This window comes from Streptococcus oralis subsp. oralis, assembly GCF_002096495.1.
GTDB classification, from domain to species: domain Bacteria; phylum Bacillota; class Bacilli; order Lactobacillales; family Streptococcaceae; genus Streptococcus; species Streptococcus oralis_CU.
Window position 1 is genome coordinate 14906 of sequence record NZ_NCUO01000010.1, and the last position, 16769, is coordinate 31674.

Genomic DNA, 16769 nt, shown 5'->3' on the forward strand with positions numbered 1-16769 from the left:
AATGTCTTTCAAAATGGAAAATAATACTCAATGAAAATCAAAGAGCAAACTAGGAAGCTAGCCGCAGACTGTACTTGAGTACGGTAAGGTGACGCTGACGTGGTTTGAATTTGATTTTCGAAGAGTATAAGAGGAAATTTTCAGGATTTTCCAATATTTTACTGTAAATACACTTGACTATTCAGAGAATAGGTGTATAATGTGTTGTGAACTACTTAACAAATAAGGATTTCCAACTCATGTCGACTAAGGATGGAAATCTTGTGTATAGACAGTTCAGTAGATATATAATAGAGCGTTGCGTCCGAAAGTCTATCCAGACACGGCTCTTTAAAAACAAAAGGAGAAGATTATGAAAACAGAACCAATTCATCGTACCAGTATGTGGAAATTTAGGTTAAGTGCTGCCACCATGACTTTGATTCCCGCTGCCGTGGGGATTAACTATGTTGCCAAAGCCTTGGCGGAGGGGTTAAAGTTGCCCGTTTGGCTGGGGTCTTTGGGAACCTTTCTTACCAGCATGTTGGCTGGGCCGGTTGCCGGTGCCATTAGTGGTTTCATCAACAACGTGATCTATGGGCTGACCTTATCGCCAATTTCAACCGTGTATGCGATTACCAGCATCGGAATTGGGATTGCTGTCGGAGTTTTGCACGCCAATGGGTGGTTCTCGTCAGCGCGACGAGTATTTGTTTCTGCTATTATTATTGCCATCGTTTCAGCTGTCATTTCAACGCCACTCAACGTCATCTTTTGGGGTGGTCAGACCGGTATCGCTTGGGGTGACTCATTGTTTGCGGTAATGGTCGCCAATCATGCACCAGTGTGGCTGGCCTCATTTATAGATGAGTTTGTCTTGGATATTTTGGATAAAGTCTGCGTGGCCTACCTGGCATTCTTCATCTATCGTCAGCTGCCGAAGCGGATGGTGCACTTCTTTAGCGATGATAAATGATGACTGATAAAACATTGATTTCTGGAGCGCCACGGGTCAAGCTCAAGTGGTACCAGGTGATCGATCCGATTACTAAGCTCTTGTTCATCTTGAACATGACGTTGTTGAGCTTTGCCAGTATGAATTTATTGCTTCAGGCCGGATTAATTCTTGTCGCAACACTGCTATTGTTATTTTCCAAATTGAGTTCTACCACCTTTAAGGCGCTGGGATTCAGCCTGTTTCTGATTTGCACCATGCTGATCATCCAAGGGTTATTTTACAGTCGGAATCAAACTGTGCTGTTTTCTGTGTTTGGGGTGTCGTTCTACAAAGAAGGCCTGATTTACGCCACCACTCTGGGTTGTCGAGTATTGGTGATTATTTTGACCAGTGGCTTTTTTATGGTGACCACGAGTATTTCAGAAAACGCGGCCTATTTGGAACTGTCCGGATTGTCTTATAAAACCGTCTACGTTCTGATGTCGGTGTGTTATATTTTGCCGGAAATGATGCGCAATATGCGGAAAATCCAGCAGGCACAAAAAGTTCGCGGAACCAATCCGCAAAAAACGTTGATTCAGAAATTAAAGTCAGTCCTGCCGGTTCTAATTCCATTGGTGATTAAGACCTTGGATCAATCGATGACGCGGTCGATTTCTCTCCAACTGAGAGGTTTTGATAATCTCAACCGGACTGTCAGAACCTCCCAGCGCGTGTATCGCCTGTCGCGGACGCTGCACATTGGTCTGACTGGATTGGCAATTTTATTGATTGGGTGGAAGATATGGACGAAGATAAACGGATTGTAATTGAAAATTTGACCACCCGTTATCCGGGTACTGAGCAACCACAACTGCGTCAGATTAACGCGGAGGTTCATACCGGCCAGGTGGTTGGGATTATCGGGAATAGCCACTCCGGCAAATCGACTTTGTGCCGTGTGCTGGCAGGGGTCATTCCCAAAATTGTGTCTGCTGAGATTGAGGGCGATTGGCACATGTTTGGCCAGCGAGTGTCTGACAATTGGCCTGTTTATAATGCCATGAATGGAGTTGTACTGCAAAATCCAGCTGGCCAACTAAGCGGGTTGGCAGACACGGTTGCCGATGAAATCGCCTTTGACTTGATTAATCAGGGAATGGCTGAAGGACTGATTCAAAAACGGGTTGAAGAAGTTGCCACGCAAATGGGGCTGATTGAACAGCTGAATTTGCGTCCCGAGAGCCTTTCCGGTGGTCAGATTCAGCGGTTGGCAATTGCCACGGCGATTGTGGCTAATCCGGCTGTTTTGATTATGGATGATCCGACCAGTGAGATGGATCCCCTTGGCCGCCGGCAATTTTTCCAATGGCTGGCCCAAGTCAAAGAGACGACTGTCTTCATTGTCACCAGTGAAATTGACGATTTGTGCGAAGTCGCCGACGTTGTGTGGGTGCTGCACGAGGGTCAAATGGTAGCCCAGGGCAGGCCGGGTGAGGTGTTTAATCATTTGGCAGCTGACTGGCAGATTCCAGCCCCGACAATCCAGCAACTTGCTCAAAAAATGGATTGGCACTTGGCTGATGGCCGGTATCCGGTGAATTACGCTGATTTGAAGGAGGTTCGTTATGTCCACAATTGAACTGAGCCACCTGACGTTCACTTATCCGGAACGGTCCTTTAGCTTGGATGTTGAAGACAAACACTTCGCCGATCCGATGGTGGCGATTGTCGGCCAAAATGGTGCCGGCAAATCAACGCTCTTCAAATTGTTGACGGGTTTGCTGACACCACAAACCGGTGTGATTAAGATCGATGGAGAAAATTTTAATGATCTTAAACCAGTCGAAAAGTTACTGAAGGTTGGGATTACTTTTCAGAATCCTGACGATCAGCTTTTCAACCCGACCGTTCAACGAGAGGTGGAGTGGAATGTCGCGCAGGTCATGGATGACCACGACACGATTACGAGGCGGGCTTTAGCGGCTCTAAAAAGAGTTGGCTTGGATGATAAAATAGCTGAAAGTCCATATGACCTGTCATTGTCGGAACGCAAGCTGTTGAGCGTTGCCACAGTTTTGGCAGTGGATCCGGCGATTTATTTATTTGATGAGCCGATGATGTCGCTTGATTGGGAAAGCCGGCGCAAGTTGACCGCAATTTTCCATCAGTTGGCTGATTCGGGCCACCAAGTTGTGACCATCACCCATGACATGGATTGGGTCGCCGCCGAGTTTGAGTCGGTGTATGTTATGGAACACGGGAAGTTTAGCTTCGCCGGCAGTCCACGGGAATTGTTCAGCAATCACGAACTTGTCCAGCGAGTGGGATTACTACCACCGCGGATTATGGACATAGCGGAGTCGCTGGGTGATTCACAGACATATTTATCGGTTAATGATTATTGCCAGAAAAATCGAGATGTATAGAAAAAGTCACCTCTGCGGGTTTTCCAGGTTGAAGGATTAACTTCAGCTTCTGGCAAGAACTCACATGGGTGACTTTTGTGTTTAATAACGTTTCATGATCATCGGGTGCTTCCTCAGATCACTCGGTTTGATTTTACTTTGTTTCATGGTCATAATCATATACCATTTCTTTTGGATTTTTTGTTTGACTAATACAAAATAGGTCTTCATAGGTCTTCGCATTTTTAGCGCCCATTAGGATCATCAGTATAATTTTCTGAATTAGGAGACTGTCCCATCACTATTCGAACTTCGTCTCCCAACTTACGCTGTTCCCATTCATCCGTGAATCCTTTAAATCGCAATTCTGGAACTTTCTTTTTAACTGAATCATCTATTTTCGCCATAGTCCCCACCATTTTATTGGTTTTTCTTGTTTTTCTATCCTTTTTTGATCTTTGATTTGTTCCTGTAAATTTTCCAACTTCTCTTTAAGAGCGTTCACTTCATCTTTATATTGATTGTCTAAGTGTTTGAATTCTGTTTCCTGTGAGGGCATTTTGAGGGCTTTTAAGTTATCATTTTCCGCCTTGTATTCTTCTAGCAACTTTTTATCTTGCAAGGCTAATCGTTGTTACTGGTCTAACAAATTAGTTAATTTTTCTATTTGTTGGTCTTTGGTATTTGATTTGCTACTACTTTCTACTTTACCTAAAATTATTTTTTCTGCTTTAGAATTTATTAGATTAGACCCATTGGAACTTTTAAGCTGTAATTCTTTTGGTAACCTTTGGTAGTGATATTGAATATTTTGTTTTGTAACACTCAACTCATCCGCCAGCTCTTTGATCGTTTTTAAGTCTTCACTCATGGTTTAAGTCCTGCCTTTTAACCGTTGGTAGATATTGTTCAATGGCTTTTTTGAGGTAGCGTGCGATATTATGCTTAGAATATTCTTCACGTCTGCTGGCAACATAAGACAAGTGGTCTTTAACACTATTTAGCCCTCTTAATTCTTTCAGTTCGTCATAGAGGGAGTAAACATGGACTTGCAATCCTGCCATGATTTTTGTATCTTGCATTTCAAACGGACTTAGCAACATATTTTCTAGCAATAGCGTGGTGTACTTGCTTTTCATTGCTTCAATAGCTAGCTTATCTTCGGTTTCTGCTTTGCGTGCTTTATCTTCTTGATAGGCGGTATCTTCTAACTTATAGCTGTTATCGTCTGCTCGACGTTTCTTTCGTAACCAGATATCCAATGTTAAACCGTCCGCATCAATCGCTCGATAGAGATAATGCCAACGCCCCTTAATTTTGATATAGGTTTCATCCATTTTCCACGAATAGAAGGACTGTTTATTTTTCTTTTTCCAGAGATGATAGAGGATTTTACTGTATTCTTGAACCCACCGATAAATCGTAGTGTGACAAACATTTATTCCACGGTCATAAAGCAATTCCTGAACTTCACGATAGCTCAGATTGTAACGTAGGTAATAACCAACAGCGACAATGATGACGTCTTGTTGGAATTGTTTACCTTTAAAATGATTCATCTCTCAAGCCTTACTAACCTTTTTTCTGCTCTTTGAGAAGCCGAAGGTCGTGCTAGTAACTACCTATTTGGTTTGATTAATTCCATCATTTATCTGGTGCTTGCCCTTCAAAAAGGCTTCTATGGTGAGGTTTTAACAACTCTCTATTTTACAATTATGCAGCCAATTGGTCTCTTGGTTTGGATTTATCAAGCCCAGTTTAAGAAAGAACAACAAGAGTTTGTCGCACGTAAACTAGACGGCAAGGGTTGGACAAAGTATCTTTCTATTAGTGTTCTTTGGTGGTTGGCCTTTGGGTTTATTTATCAGTCTATCGGAGCTAATCGTCCCTATCGTGATTCTATCACTGATGCGACCAATGGTGTAGGGTAAATCCTCATGGCAGCTGTTTGCCGTGAACAGTGGATATTCTGGGCTGCTACTAATGTCTTTTCAATCTATCTCTGGTGGGGAGAAAGCCTTCAAATCCAAGGGAAATACCTGATTTACTTGATCAATAGTCTAGTTGGGTGGTATCAGTGGAGCAAGGCAGCAAAGAGTGCTTAAAAAGTAAAAAAGGATCAGATGATCCTTTTTTGTGTTAGAGCAAAATGAATAATACCGTAATGATAATAGCGCTCGTTATACGAACGATGTGGTGCGAGATATGTTGTTTTTCTTTCTGTTGGCCGTTCCAGTAGGCTCCATAGCAGACGATACTCGAGCCCACAATCCATAGAAGAATGGTCGCCAGTGGGACGAAGTAAAAGATGGCTAGAGCCAGAGAGGTGAGGCAACTGCCGACCAAAATGCACTTATTTCCCAGACTGTAGTTCTTTTGTTTCATGGCTGAAAAAGCAGCAGCAAGGTGAAGCAATGAGAAGGCGAGAGCTAGTACAATTGTTAGTATTCCTAGAATTATCGAAGTTAACATAGTTTGTTCCTTTCTGAGTTACAGGCTTAGTTATCAAGTGGAGTTGGAGAGGTCATCTCCATCACATCAAGGTAAAATCTCACCACTTGGTTTTCGGTATAAGATTTTCCTTGTTTTAGCCACCAAGTTAGAGTCTCGATAAAGTTCGTCACAACAAAATGCTGGAGGTAGGAGGCCGGAATGTTTGGATAGGCCTCTTGCAAGTCATCCGCCACCATGGGATAAACGTGGTGTTCGAGCTCCTTGTGTAGTTGGCGTAGGAAGTAGTCGTTTTTGGAAAAAAGGAGACTGGTGACATGGTCCTGGTTTTTCTGAAAATGTAAAAAGATATGTGCGAGGTAGTCCTCGGTCGTAAAGTGTCCTTCCCTTTCAAAGAGATGATGAAAGAGGTAGCGACAGAGCTCATCTAAAAGGAGTTCCTTGCTTTCATAGTGACAGTAAAAAGTAGAACGTCCAACATCTGCTAGGTCAATGATATCCTGAACAGTAGTGGCATCATAGCCCTTGTCGTTCAAAAGTTGTAAAAAAGCTTGATAGATGGCTTTTTTCGTCTTACTAACCCGACGGTCTCTTTTTGGCATATAGACACTTGAGACAAACTGTTCAGAACTGAACAGGACTGACAGTTTGCTTCTATCCTTTCTTTGGATTTTATTAGATAATACAAATGAAAGAAGTATGTATATACCCATTATACCAAAGGAGGGAGAGAAATGAGTTCTAAAACATCTATCTGGTTAGCTTTTTTCTTAAATTTAAGCTATGCGATTGTTGAGTTTATTGCAGGAGGAATCTTTGGTTCAAGTGCAGTTCTTGCTGATTCTGTTCATGACTTGGGGGATGCTATAGCCATTGGTATCTCAGCCCTTTTAGAAACAATCTCAAACCGTGAGGAAGATAGGCAGTACACCTTGGGTTACAAACGTTTTAGCCTTTTAGGGGCCATGCTAACGGCTGTGATTCTTATGATAGGGTCTGTCCTAGTGATTTTGGAAAATATCACAAAGATTGTTCACCCGCAACCCGTTAATGAGAAAGGTATCCTCTGGCTGGGAATCATTGCAGTAGCTATCAATGTGCTAGCAAGTCTGGTAGTTCGTAAAGGAAAGACAAAGAACGAGTCAATTCTTAGCTTGCATTTTTTGGAAGACACTCTTGGTTGGTTGGCCGTCATCCTAATGGCGATTATCCTCCGATTTACAGATTGGTATATCCTTGATCCGCTTTTATCGCTGGTTATTTCTATCTTTATTCTGTCGAAAGCCATTCCTCGCTTTTGGAGCGCACTGAAAATTTTCCTAGATGCTGTGCCAGAAGGGGTCGAGACAAGTGATTTGGAGAAAGATTTAGAGGTTCTACCCAATGTCAACAGTGTCAATCAACTTAGTATTTGGTCCATGGATGGTCTGGAGAACAATGCTATTGTCCACATCTGTATCGAGGACTGGGAGCAGATGATGGGGACCAAAGAAGTGGTGCGTCAATGTTTAGAAGAAAGAGGCGTGCAGAATATCACTATTGAAGTGGATAGCAGTCAAAGTAATCATGCGCAACATAGGCGGAAGGTGAGAGAGTTAGAGCAGAAGCATGGGCATCATCATTAGAAAAGACGACCTCAATAAGAGGTCGTTTTGATATTCTATTCATTCCGTGTACTTTCTCTCAATGTCAGTCTGGTGCCCAGCATGGTTAGGCTAGGTATTTTGCGACCGTGTAGAACTTCCTTGTTAAGAATATCCATCCCTGCTCGGCCCATTTCTTCGGTATAGACAGTGATGCTAGAAAGGGGAGGATAGACCTGCTTAGTCAGGCTGGTGTCGTTAAAAGAAATGAGGCTGACGCGGTCTGGTAGGCTGATTCCAGCTTCTTGAAGGGCACGAAGGGCGCCGATGGCTAAACTATCGCTGGCAGCGAAAAAGGCTGGTGGGAGTTGTTCTCCTAGCTTGTGAATGGCCTCCTTCATCAAGTCATAGCCAGACTGGGCAGTAAAGCTCCCCTGAAAGACCAGTTCTTCATGGTAGATACCATTTGCTTGGGTAATGTCTTTGAAATTCTCTAGCCGCTTATCCTGGATAATTTCTTCCTGGTCGGTTGTTTCCTCAAGGCCTGTGAGAATTCCAATACGGTTCATCCCTTGGCTGAGGAAATGGTCTACAACTTGTTTCACAGCAGTGTAAAAGTCAGTGATAATACAGGTATGACCTAATGAGAGGGTATCGCTGTCTATAAAGACTAAAGGTTTTTGGTATTCTTCAAAGGCAGCAATCTGAGCTCGGCTGAACTTTCCGATGCAGAGAATGCCGATCACTTCCTCGCTTAATGTAAAAGGATGGTCGTTAAAATAGCGCAAGATATCATAGTCCAACTCTTGGGCTCTTTTTTCAATACCGAGACGAATCTGGTAGTAGTAGAGGTCGTCCAACTCCCCTTGTTCGCTGACCCATTGGATAATGGCAATCTTTTGCTTGGGCTTGTGGGATTCGCCTGTCTTGAGATGCTTGGTGTAGCCCAGCTCTTCAGCGACAGTTAAAATACGGTGTCTGGTTTCTTCTGTAACAGATAGACTCTGGTCGCGATTGAGGACACGAGATACGGTCGCGATAGAGACAGAGGCTAGCTGTGCGATGTCTTTTAAGGTAGCCATAAATCCTCCTCCTTTTAGGTTAGTATATCATATTTTTCTGCTTTTTACTGATAGTTTAGTAAAAGTTTAGTAAAAAGGATTGACCTTGGCAACTCCCTTGGATACAATAGAAGAAAACGATTACACGTTAAGGTGACTTAACGACAGTCAAAGGAGAATTTATATGACACAAGATCTTACTACTGAAGCCCTTCGCAAAGACTTTCTTGCCGTTTTTGGTCAAGAAGCAGACCAAACTTTCTTTTCACCAGGTCGTATCAATTTGATTGGTGAACACACAGACTACAACGGTGGGCACGTTTTTCCAGCTGCTATTTCCTTGGGAACCTATGGAGCGGCTCGCAAGCGTGACGACCAAGTCTTGCGTTTCTACTCAGCCAACTTTGAGGACAATGGTATCATCGAAGTGCCTCTTGCTGACCTCAAATTTGAAAAAGAGCACAGCTGGACCAACTATCCAAAAGGGGTTCTTCATTTCTTGCAAGAAGCTGGACATGTGATTGACAAAGGGTTTGATTTTTATGTTTATGGGAATATCCCAAATGGTGCAGGCTTGTCTTCATCAGCATCTTTGGAACTTTTGACAGGGGTTGTGGCAGAGCATCTCTTTGGTTTAAAACTAGACCGTTTGGATTTGGTTAAAATCGGAAAACAAACAGAAAATAACTTTATCGGAGTCAACTCTGGTATTATGGACCAGTTTGCTATCGGTATGGGAGCTGACCAACGGGCCATTTACCTGGATACCAATACGTTAGAATACGACTTGGTGCCACTTGATTTGAAGGACAATGTCGTTGTTATCATGAATACCAACAAACGTCGTGAACTGGCGGACTCTAAGTACAATGAACGCCGTGCTGAGTGTGAAAAAGCTGTCGAAGAATTGCAAGTTGCCTTGGATATTCAGACCTTGGGTGAATTGGATGAGTGGGCCTTTGACCAATACAGCTATCTGATTAAAGATGAAAATCGCTTAAAACGTGCTCGCCATGCTGTGCTTGAAAACCAACGTACCCTCAAAGCACAAGCAGCTCTTCAAGCAGGTGATTTGGAAACATTTGGTCGCTTGATGAATGCATCTCACGTTTCTCTAGAACATGACTATGAAGTAACTGGCTTGGAATTGGATACTCTTGTTCACACAGCTTGGGCTCAGGAAGGTGTTCTTGGTGCTCGTATGACAGGGGCAGGATTTGGCGGATGTGCCATTGCCTTGGTGCGAAAAGACGCTGTTGAGTCCTTTAAGGAAGCTGTAGGCAAGCACTACGAGGAAGTCGTTGGATATGCTCCTAGCTTCTATATCGCTGAAGTTGCAGGTGGCACTCGCGTCCTTGACTAGTTAAAAGGAGGCTTTATAGTGACCTTAGTAGATAAATTTGTAACACATGTTATTGCTGAAAGTTCATTTGAGGAAATGGATCGAATCTACCTAACCAATCGTGTTTTGGCGCGAGTGGGTGAAGGTGTTTTGGAAGTTGAGACTGATCTAGATAAATTGATTGACCTCAAGGACCAGCTGGTCGAGGAAGCGGTTCGATTAGAGACGATTGAGGATAATCAGGCTGCGCGTGAAATCCTCGGTTCTGAACTGATGGACTTGGTAACTCCTTGTCCAAGTCAGGTTAATCGTGACTTTTGGACAACCTATGCTCACTCTCCTGAGCAGGCGATAGGGGATTTTTACCAGCTCAGCCAGAAAAATGACTACATCAAGCTCAAGGCTATTTCTAAGAATATTGCTTATCGTGTTCCATCTGACTACGGAGAACTTGAGATCACCATCAACCTCTCTAAGCCTGAAAAGGATCCGAAAGAGATTGCAGCAGCCAAGTTGGTGCAAGCTAGCAATTATCCTCAGTGTCAGCTTTGTCTAGAGAATGAAGGCTACCATGGTCGAGTCAACCACCCAGCTCGCAGCAATCACCGCATTATCCGTTTCGAAATGGCGGGTCAGGAGTGGGGCTTCCAGTATTCGCCCTATGCTTATTTTAATGAGCACTGTATTTTCTTAGACGGTCAGCATCGACCTATGGCCATTAGTCGTCAGAGTTTTGAGCGTCTGCTGGCGATTGTAGAGCAGTTTCCTGGCTATTTTGCAGGCTCTAATGCCGACCTGCCAATTGTGGGGGGCTCTATTCTAACTCATGACCACTATCAAGGAGGCCGTCACGTATTTCCTATGGAATTGGCTCCTTTGCAAAAGACTTTCTGTTTTGCTGGTTTTGAGCAGGTCAAGGCTGGGATTGTTAAGTGGCCAATGTCAGTGCTACGTTTGACTTCAGATTCCAAGGAGGATTTGATTAACTTGGCTGACAAGATTTTACAGGAATGGCGACAGTATTCAGACCCTGAAGTCCAGATTTTAGCAGAGACAGACGGGACACCGCATCACACCATCACACCGATTGCTCGTAAACGCGATGGACAGTTTGAGTTGGACTTGGTCTTGCGGGACAATCAGACATCGCCAGAACATCCTGATGGCATCTATCATCCCCACAAGGATGTCCAACATATCAAGAAGGAAAATATCGGCTTGATTGAGGTCATGGGTTTGGCTATCCTGCCGCCACGTTTGAAAGCAGAAGTGGAACAGGTTGCTAGCTATCTTGTGGGAGATGATGATATAGTTGCCGACTATCATCAAGAATGGGCAGACCAGCTCAAAGCCCAACATCCGGACCTAGCAGATAAAGAAAAAGCCCTTGAAATCGTCAAGGACTCTGTGGGTGCTATTTTTGCACGTGTTTTGGAGGATGCAGGAGTTTACAAGCAGACGGAACAAGGACAGGCAGCTTTTATGCGTTTTGTTGAGCAGGTCGGAATTTTGCCAGACTAGGAGCTTTCTCCTTGCACAGTCCTATAAAAAGTAGTATCATAGTGTCGTTTGAACTATCAGGAGGAAACGATGAAAGATTTTCATTTTGATGCTATATCTGCCTTTGAAAATTACGAAATTGAAAAAATGAGAGATGGTCATGTTGTGGTGACGACAAAAGTAGTGGACTCGTCGCTCAACTACTATGGCAATGCCCATGGTGGCTATCTCTTTACTCTTTGTGACCAGATTAGTGGTTTGGTGGTTATCTCTCTGGGGCTTGATGGAGTGACGCTTCAGTCTTCTATCAACTACCTCAAGGCAGGAAAACGCGACGACGTGTTGACCATTAAAGGAGAATGTGTCCATCAAGGTCGCACAACCTGTGTCGTGGATGTCGATATTACCAATCAAGAAGGCAGAAATGTCTGCAAGGCAACCTTTACCATGTTTGTCACAGGCCAGCGGTCAGCAGAAAGACAGGTGAGGATATAGATAAACAAAAAAGAGGCTCGCACCTCTTTTTCTTATTTCTTCTTCCGGTTTAATACTGCATTGAGGACAATGGCCAGTATGCTGGCTACGACGATTCCATTTGAGAAGAACATTTGGAAGGCTGTTGGCATGCTGACAAAGAGATTACTATTATTGAGTCCGACACCTGCAGCGATGGAGACAGCTGCGATAAGGAAGTTATGTTCATTGTTAGCAAAATCAACGCGGGCGAGGATTTGCACCCCTTGAAGGGAAACAAAGCCAAACATCACCAGCATGGCCCCTCCAAGGACAGGACTCGGAATGATTTGAGCTAGGGCACCAAACTTAGGAAGGAGTCCAAGGAGGACTAGGAAACCAGCCGCGTAGTAGATTGGCAGGCGAGTCTTGATACCTGACAATTTAACCAACCCAACGTTTTGTGAAAATCCTGTATAAGGGAAGGTGTTAAAAATTCCTCCGAGAAGGACGGCTAAACCTTCTGCACGGTAACCGTTGCGCAGGCGCGTGCTGTCGATTGGGTCTTTCGTGATATCAGACAAGGCTAGGTAAACACCAGTCGATTCAACCATAGACACCGTTGCGATGATACACATCATGACAATAGAGGAGATTTCAAAGGTTGGCACCCCAAAGTAGAGGGGAGTTGGGACATGGACAAGCGGTGCTGCTGCAACAGGGGAGAAATCAACCAAGCCCATGGTAGCAGCAATGGCAGTTCCAACAACCAACCCAATCAAAATGGAGATAGACTTGATAAATCCTTTGGTAAAGATGTTGATCAAGAGGATGATTAGAACAGTGATAGCTGCAAGCAAGAGACTTTGACCAGTTGGCTCTGGAACGTTATTTCCCATATTTCCAATAGCGACAGGAATCAAGGTTAAACCAATCGTGGTAATGACAGAGCCTGTTACGATAGATGGGAAGAGATTGGCAACTTTTGAGAAAATGCCTGAAATCAGAACCACATAAATCCCTGAAACGATAAGGGCACCAAACATAGCCCCGCTACCGTGGCTCTGCCCAATCATAATTAAAGGAGCGACGGATTGGAAGGCAACCCCGAGAACGACTGGTAGTCCAATCCCAAAGTATTTGTTGAGTTGGAGTTGGAGGAAGGTGGCCACCCCACACATGAAGATATCTGTGGAGATTAGGTAGGTCAACTGCTCAGCTGAATAGCCAAGAGCTGTCGCAATCATGATAGGAACCAGGATAGAACCTGAGTACATGGCTAGTAAGTGCTGCAAGCCAAGAACAGCTGCTTGTGAATGTTTTTCTTGTTTTTGCATTAGAGATCTGCCTCCTTAAATACGACCTGACCATTTTCGAAACGATCCAAGCGAGCCAGTGATAGGACTGGATATCCTGCTTTTTCAAGCAAATCACGACCATCTTGGAAAGATTTTTCAATCACGATACCAATCGCTTCAACTTTTGCTCCGGCTTGTTCGATGATTTGGATCAAGCCTTTGGCAGCTTGTCCATTTGCTAGGAAATCATCGATAATCAAGACCTTGTCCTCTGGTGAAAGGAATTTTCCAGCGATGGAAACGGTGCTGGTCACCTGCTTGGTAAAGGAGTAGACTTCTGCAGTTAAGATTCCTTCATTCATGGTGATGTTTTTAGCTTTCTTGGCGAAAATCATGGGAACGTTCAAGGCTTCAGCTGTAAAAACGGCTGGGGCAATGCCTGACGCTTCAATGGTTACGACCTTGGTAATGCCAGCAGCAGCGAATTTTTCCGCAAATACCTTACCAATCTCTCGCATCAAGCTAAAGTCAACTTGGTGGGTTAGAAAGGAATCCACCTTGAGGATATTGTCCTCCAAGATATGCCCATCCTCAAGGATGCGCTCTTCTAATAATTTCATAAGACCTCCTAAAGTCTAAAAGCCAGTTTACTTGTTGGTTAAATATTTCTATAGTGAACCAGTTTGCTAGTACTATATATTTGATAAAACTAGTACGAGCGAAGCGAGTTTTATCAAACATTTCCCGCCGTAGTGGTATCATAGACAATAATCTTGTTATTGTCTATGACGGGATTTTTGAGAGTAAAATAGTTCGGGGAACTATTTTAGCCTAAGCCTAGAAATGAAAGAGCTAGGGGCTCAAAAATTAGGGATGAAATTCCCTGGATTCCTGAAATTATCCACAGGATAATTTCACCTCCCGTCCGCACTAATTAAGGGAAATATTAAAAAAATTTAGTTTACACTTAAAGGCGTGCTTTAACAAAAATATACAAAAAGGACCTACTTAATCCCCTAAGTAAGTCCCCAAAATAGGCATGGCCAAAACCATACCTTCAGCTGACATACTCATTGTTAGGTGTTCCGGCACCTTGTAGAAACGTCGTGCCAATTCACGACATAAACAAGTAAAATGATATTCAATTTTAAATAGGCTACTGCCAATGTTTTTATTTTACACCAATTAGCTTTATAAATCAAATATTTTGTTAGCAAATAGATCATAAAAGCGAACGAAAAAGCCTACAAGGCTAGATAGTATTGTAGACTTCGATTATTCTATTCGCTAAATCTTAGAAAATAACCATCTGGATCCAAAATCGCAAATTCATGAGGGTAAATAAAGCTATCTCCCACTCGAAATTCTCTTTTTGTCAGCGGACGATGGATAGGATGGTCAGCTTCCAGCAGTTTTTGGTGGAGCTGAGGGACATCTTCAATACCAAAGGAAATATTGACACCGCGCCCGAAAGGATAGGTTAGTTGGGCTAATTCTTCTGTGCTGCCTTCTTCTAGCATAAGTTGGCAGTCTTCAAGCGAGAGGAAGAGAAATTTCTCCTCTGGACGCTCGTATTCGACAGAAAATCCCAGCAAGTCGCAGTAGAAGTGGCGTGACTTTTCGAGGTCAGATACTACAAATTCAGGAATGACAGCTTGATAGTCCATTAGCTTTCTCCTTAGAGTTCAATTTCCAATACAATCGGCGTATGGTCTTGACGCGCACCCGAGTCAATCATGTCAGACTTAGTCACCTTGTTAGCGATGCGGTTACTTGTGAGCCAGTAGTCAATTCTCCAGCCAGTATTATTGATTTTAGAGGTCTTGCTGCGCTGTGCCCACCAAGTGTAGCGTTCTGGAACATCGCCGTGAATGTGGCGGAAGGTATCAGTAAATCCAGTTGCTAAAAGGTTGGTAAATCCAGCACGCTCCTCGTCGGTAAATCCTGGTGAACGGCGGTTGCTAGCAGGATTTGCAAGGTCAATCTCATTGTGGGCCACATTGTAGTCACCGGTTGCAAGGACTGGTTTTTCTTTGTCTAGTTCAGCCAAATACTCAGCATATTTGACATCCCATACTTGGCGTTCTTCCAAGCGTTTGAGGCCGTCTCCAGCGTTTGGTGTGTAAACTTGGGTAACGAAAAATTTATCAAATTCTAGAGTGATGATACGACCTTCCAAGTCCATGGTAGAAGGGGCACCGATTTTTGGGAAGCTGATAGTTGGCGTAAGTTCTTTCTTATAGAGGAACATGGTTCCAGCATAGCCTTTACGGGCAGGTTCTTGGGAAGAGCGCCACGTGTTTTCGTAACCTGGGAAGAGTTCCTCTAAAATTTCCAAGTGTTTCTTTGTAGGACCCTTGGCAGAAAGCTTGGTTTCTTGGATAGCAATGATATCAGCATTTTCAGCGACCAAAGTTTGTAGTACTTCTTGGGACAATTTGGCACGAGTTGAGTCACTAGTTAGGGCAGCATTGAGGGAATCAATATTCCATGAGATGAGTTTCATAAAGTTACCTTTTTCATTCAGATTATAGATTTTATTATACCAAAAAAAGGTCCATTTCCCCAACGTATGGCTTGAAAAATCACTCTCTTTCGTTTATAATTAAGAATGATTTTATGAAAGGGAGTGAAAATAAATGAAATTTTACTCATATGACTATGTACTTAGCCAAATCAGTCAGCAAAATGGAATGATGATTGGCTTTGGGATTGTGCTCCTAGCTATCACAGGATTTTTTGCTTTTAAAGCCTATCGAGATAAAAAGGGGACTAAGTTTCGGGAATTGGTCATGATTTTGGCCTTGACCTTGGTGGCCATGCTTTTGGTGACAATCTCAAAATACCAGACCAATCAAGCCTCTAACAACCAATTTCAAACTTCCCTTCATTTCATAGAGGTTGTTTCCAAAGACTTGGGAGTGGATAAATCAGAAGTTTATGTCAATACTTCTGCAGCCACTGATGGAGCACTTATCAAGGTAGGTTCAAATTTCTATCGTGCCATGAACGGGAGCCAACCAGACAAGTATCTTTTAGAGAAATTAGAATTGCATCAAACAGACGCTATTGAATTGGTGGAGGTAAACAAATGACACTCAATTATATGGAAATTTTAATCAAACTGGCCTTGGGTCTTTTCTCTCTTGTTTTTGTTATTAATGTGACAGGAAAGGGGAATCTAGCACCTAACTCTGCTACAGACCAAATTCAGAACTATGTTCTTGGTGGTATCATCGGTGGGGTGATTTACAATAGTTCAATCAGCATTCTGCAGTACGCAGTGATTTTGATGATGTGGACGATTTTGGTCTTGACCCTCAAGTGGCTCAATAACAATGTTCGTTTTGTCAAACGCTTGATTGATGGAAAACCAACTCTCCTTATCAAAAATGGGCAGATTGACCCAGAAGCCTGTCGTTCAGTTGGTTTGTCTGCAGCAGAAGTTGCTCTCAAACTTCGTAGCCAAGGAATTTTCCAGATGAAACAGGTCAAATGCGCTGTGCAGGAGCAAAATGGCCAACTCATCGTGGTCCAAATGGGAGATGAAAATCCTAAGTATCCAGTTGTGACTGACGGTGTGATTCAAGTTGATGTTTTGGAATCGATTGGTCGTAGCGAAGAGTGGTTGCTTGATAACCTCAACAAGCAAGGACATGACAATGTAGCCAATATCTTTATCGCTGAGTATGACAAGGGTGCCGTCACAGTCGTAACCTATGAATAAGAAAAACCTGGGGTCTTGGCCTCAGGTTTC

The 16769-nt window shown here is 43.3% G+C and carries 21 protein-coding genes, 1 pseudogene and 1 riboswitch; of the genes and pseudogenes, 11 read left to right on the forward strand and 11 right to left on the reverse strand.

The window, feature by feature from the left end; translation table 11 throughout:
• The first annotated feature begins 352 nt into the window (after positions 1 to 352).
• The 4 genes from B7717_RS02305 to B7717_RS02320 are packed head-to-tail and all read left to right on the forward strand — an operon-like array spanning position 353 to position 3345.
• The gene (locus B7717_RS02305) at positions 353 to 955 is read left to right on the forward strand and encodes a hypothetical protein (RefSeq protein ID WP_049489595.1); all 603 of its coding nucleotides are present in this window, start codon (positions 353 to 355) and stop codon (positions 953 to 955) included.
• Complete coding sequence (locus B7717_RS02310; RefSeq protein ID WP_000130449.1) at positions 955 to 1746, forward strand: energy-coupling factor transporter transmembrane component T; 792 nt, start codon at positions 955 to 957, stop codon at positions 1744 to 1746. Before B7717_RS02305 ends, B7717_RS02310 begins: the two co-directional genes overlap by 1 nt.
• Positions 1722 to 2558 (forward strand): ABC transporter ATP-binding protein, encoded by an 837-nt coding sequence (locus tag B7717_RS02315; RefSeq protein ID WP_000343048.1) that lies wholly within the window; start codon positions 1722 to 1724, stop codon positions 2556 to 2558. Before B7717_RS02310 ends, B7717_RS02315 begins: the two co-directional genes overlap by 25 nt.
• Positions 2545 to 3345 carry an energy-coupling factor ABC transporter ATP-binding protein gene (locus tag B7717_RS02320; RefSeq protein WP_084944102.1) on the forward strand — a complete coding sequence of 267 codons (801 nt, stop codon included), beginning with the start codon at positions 2545 to 2547 and terminating at the stop codon, positions 3343 to 3345. Before B7717_RS02315 ends, B7717_RS02320 begins: the two co-directional genes overlap by 14 nt.
• Before the next feature lie 224 nt (positions 3346 to 3569).
• Here the strand turns inward: B7717_RS02320 and B7717_RS09650 are convergent, their stop codons facing one another.
• From B7717_RS09650 to B7717_RS09775, 4 genes are read right to left on the reverse strand one after another with little or no spacing between them, the layout of a single operon-like run.
• The gene (locus tag B7717_RS09650; RefSeq protein WP_001062367.1) at positions 3570 to 3731 is read right to left on the reverse strand and encodes a hypothetical protein; all 162 of its coding nucleotides are present in this window, start codon (positions 3729 to 3731) and stop codon (positions 3570 to 3572) included.
• Positions 3719 to 3946 (reverse strand): hypothetical protein, encoded by a 228-nt coding sequence (locus B7717_RS02325; RefSeq protein ID WP_001152922.1) that lies wholly within the window; start codon positions 3944 to 3946, stop codon positions 3719 to 3721. The genes B7717_RS09650 and B7717_RS02325 overlap by 13 nt, the downstream gene beginning before the upstream one ends.
• A 12-nt stretch (positions 3947 to 3958) precedes the next feature.
• Positions 3959 to 4195 (reverse strand): hypothetical protein, encoded by a 237-nt coding sequence (locus B7717_RS02330; RefSeq protein WP_001287839.1) that lies wholly within the window; start codon positions 4193 to 4195, stop codon positions 3959 to 3961.
• On the reverse strand, positions 4188 to 4883 hold the full coding sequence (locus tag B7717_RS09775; RefSeq protein WP_084921747.1) for an IS6 family transposase: 696 nt from the start codon (positions 4881 to 4883) through the stop codon (positions 4188 to 4190). The genes B7717_RS02330 and B7717_RS09775 overlap by 8 nt, the downstream gene beginning before the upstream one ends.
• A gap of 39 nt (positions 4884 to 4922) precedes the next feature.
• Here B7717_RS09775 and pnuC point away from each other — a divergent pair.
• Positions 4923 to 5429, forward strand: a pseudogene (pnuC, locus tag B7717_RS02340) (nicotinamide riboside transporter PnuC); the annotation flags it as partial.
• Between the two features lie 34 nt (positions 5430 to 5463).
• Here pnuC and B7717_RS02345 read toward each other — a convergent pair.
• The gene (locus B7717_RS02345) at positions 5464 to 5796 is read right to left on the reverse strand and encodes a glucuronide permease (RefSeq protein ID WP_084921746.1); all 333 of its coding nucleotides are present in this window, start codon (positions 5794 to 5796) and stop codon (positions 5464 to 5466) included.
• A gap of 26 nt (positions 5797 to 5822) precedes the next feature.
• Positions 5823 to 6377, reverse strand: coding sequence for a TetR/AcrR family transcriptional regulator (locus tag B7717_RS02350; RefSeq protein WP_084921745.1), 555 nt, complete (start codon positions 6375 to 6377; stop codon positions 5823 to 5825).
• 132 nt (positions 6378 to 6509) lie between these two features.
• Between B7717_RS02350 and B7717_RS02355 the strand changes: the two genes are divergently transcribed.
• On the forward strand, positions 6510 to 7400 hold the full coding sequence (locus B7717_RS02355; protein WP_084921744.1) for a cation diffusion facilitator family transporter: 891 nt from the start codon (positions 6510 to 6512) through the stop codon (positions 7398 to 7400).
• Positions 7401 to 7435: 35 nt separating this feature from the next.
• On the opposite strand, the gene galR is transcribed toward B7717_RS02355, so the two are convergent.
• The gene (gene galR, locus B7717_RS02360; protein ID WP_000212493.1) at positions 7436 to 8440 is read right to left on the reverse strand and encodes a DNA-binding transcriptional regulator GalR; all 1005 of its coding nucleotides are present in this window, start codon (positions 8438 to 8440) and stop codon (positions 7436 to 7438) included.
• Between the two features lie 163 nt (positions 8441 to 8603).
• On the opposite strand from galR, the gene B7717_RS02365 reads away from it, so the two are divergent.
• From B7717_RS02365 to B7717_RS02375, 3 genes are all read left to right on the forward strand, one after another.
• A complete protein-coding gene (locus B7717_RS02365) occupies positions 8604 to 9782 on the forward strand; it encodes a galactokinase (protein ID WP_000189888.1) in 1179 nt (392 codons plus the stop codon).
• Between the two features lie 18 nt (positions 9783 to 9800).
• Positions 9801 to 11282, forward strand: coding sequence for a UDP-glucose--hexose-1-phosphate uridylyltransferase (locus tag B7717_RS02370; RefSeq protein WP_000176972.1), 1482 nt, complete (start codon positions 9801 to 9803; stop codon positions 11280 to 11282).
• Positions 11283 to 11351: 69 nt separating this feature from the next.
• Positions 11352 to 11756 carry a PaaI family thioesterase gene (locus B7717_RS02375; protein WP_070696131.1) on the forward strand — a complete coding sequence of 135 codons (405 nt, stop codon included), beginning with the start codon at positions 11352 to 11354 and terminating at the stop codon, positions 11754 to 11756.
• A 32-nt stretch (positions 11757 to 11788) separates the two neighbouring features.
• Here the strand turns inward: B7717_RS02375 and B7717_RS02380 are convergent, their stop codons facing one another.
• From B7717_RS02380 to B7717_RS02395, 4 genes are all read right to left on the reverse strand, one after another.
• Positions 11789 to 13051, reverse strand: a complete 1263-nt coding sequence (locus B7717_RS02380) for a nucleobase:cation symporter-2 family protein (RefSeq protein ID WP_070696133.1) — start codon at positions 13049 to 13051, stop codon at positions 11789 to 11791.
• Positions 13051 to 13632, reverse strand: coding sequence for a xanthine phosphoribosyltransferase (locus B7717_RS02385; protein ID WP_070696135.1), 582 nt, complete (start codon positions 13630 to 13632; stop codon positions 13051 to 13053). The genes B7717_RS02380 and B7717_RS02385 overlap by 1 nt, the downstream gene beginning before the upstream one ends.
• A gap of 433 nt (positions 13633 to 14065) precedes the next feature.
• Positions 14066 to 14161: riboswitch (purine riboswitch) on the reverse strand.
• A 131-nt stretch (positions 14162 to 14292) separates the two neighbouring features.
• Positions 14293 to 14679, reverse strand: a complete 387-nt coding sequence (locus tag B7717_RS02390) for a bleomycin resistance protein (RefSeq protein ID WP_000386231.1) — start codon at positions 14677 to 14679, stop codon at positions 14293 to 14295.
• An 11-nt stretch (positions 14680 to 14690) separates the two neighbouring features.
• The gene (locus tag B7717_RS02395; protein WP_084944219.1) at positions 14691 to 15518 is read right to left on the reverse strand and encodes an exodeoxyribonuclease III; all 828 of its coding nucleotides are present in this window, start codon (positions 15516 to 15518) and stop codon (positions 14691 to 14693) included.
• 133 nt (positions 15519 to 15651) lie between these two features.
• Here B7717_RS02395 and B7717_RS02400 point away from each other — a divergent pair, with 133 nt between their 5' ends.
• Positions 15652 to 16107, forward strand: coding sequence for a DUF3290 family protein (locus tag B7717_RS02400; RefSeq protein WP_000675343.1), 456 nt, complete (start codon positions 15652 to 15654; stop codon positions 16105 to 16107).
• Positions 16104 to 16739, forward strand: coding sequence for a DUF421 domain-containing protein (locus tag B7717_RS02405; RefSeq protein ID WP_038806300.1), 636 nt, complete (start codon positions 16104 to 16106; stop codon positions 16737 to 16739). Before B7717_RS02400 ends, B7717_RS02405 begins: the two co-directional genes overlap by 4 nt.
• Positions 16740 to 16769: the final 30 nt, after the last annotated feature.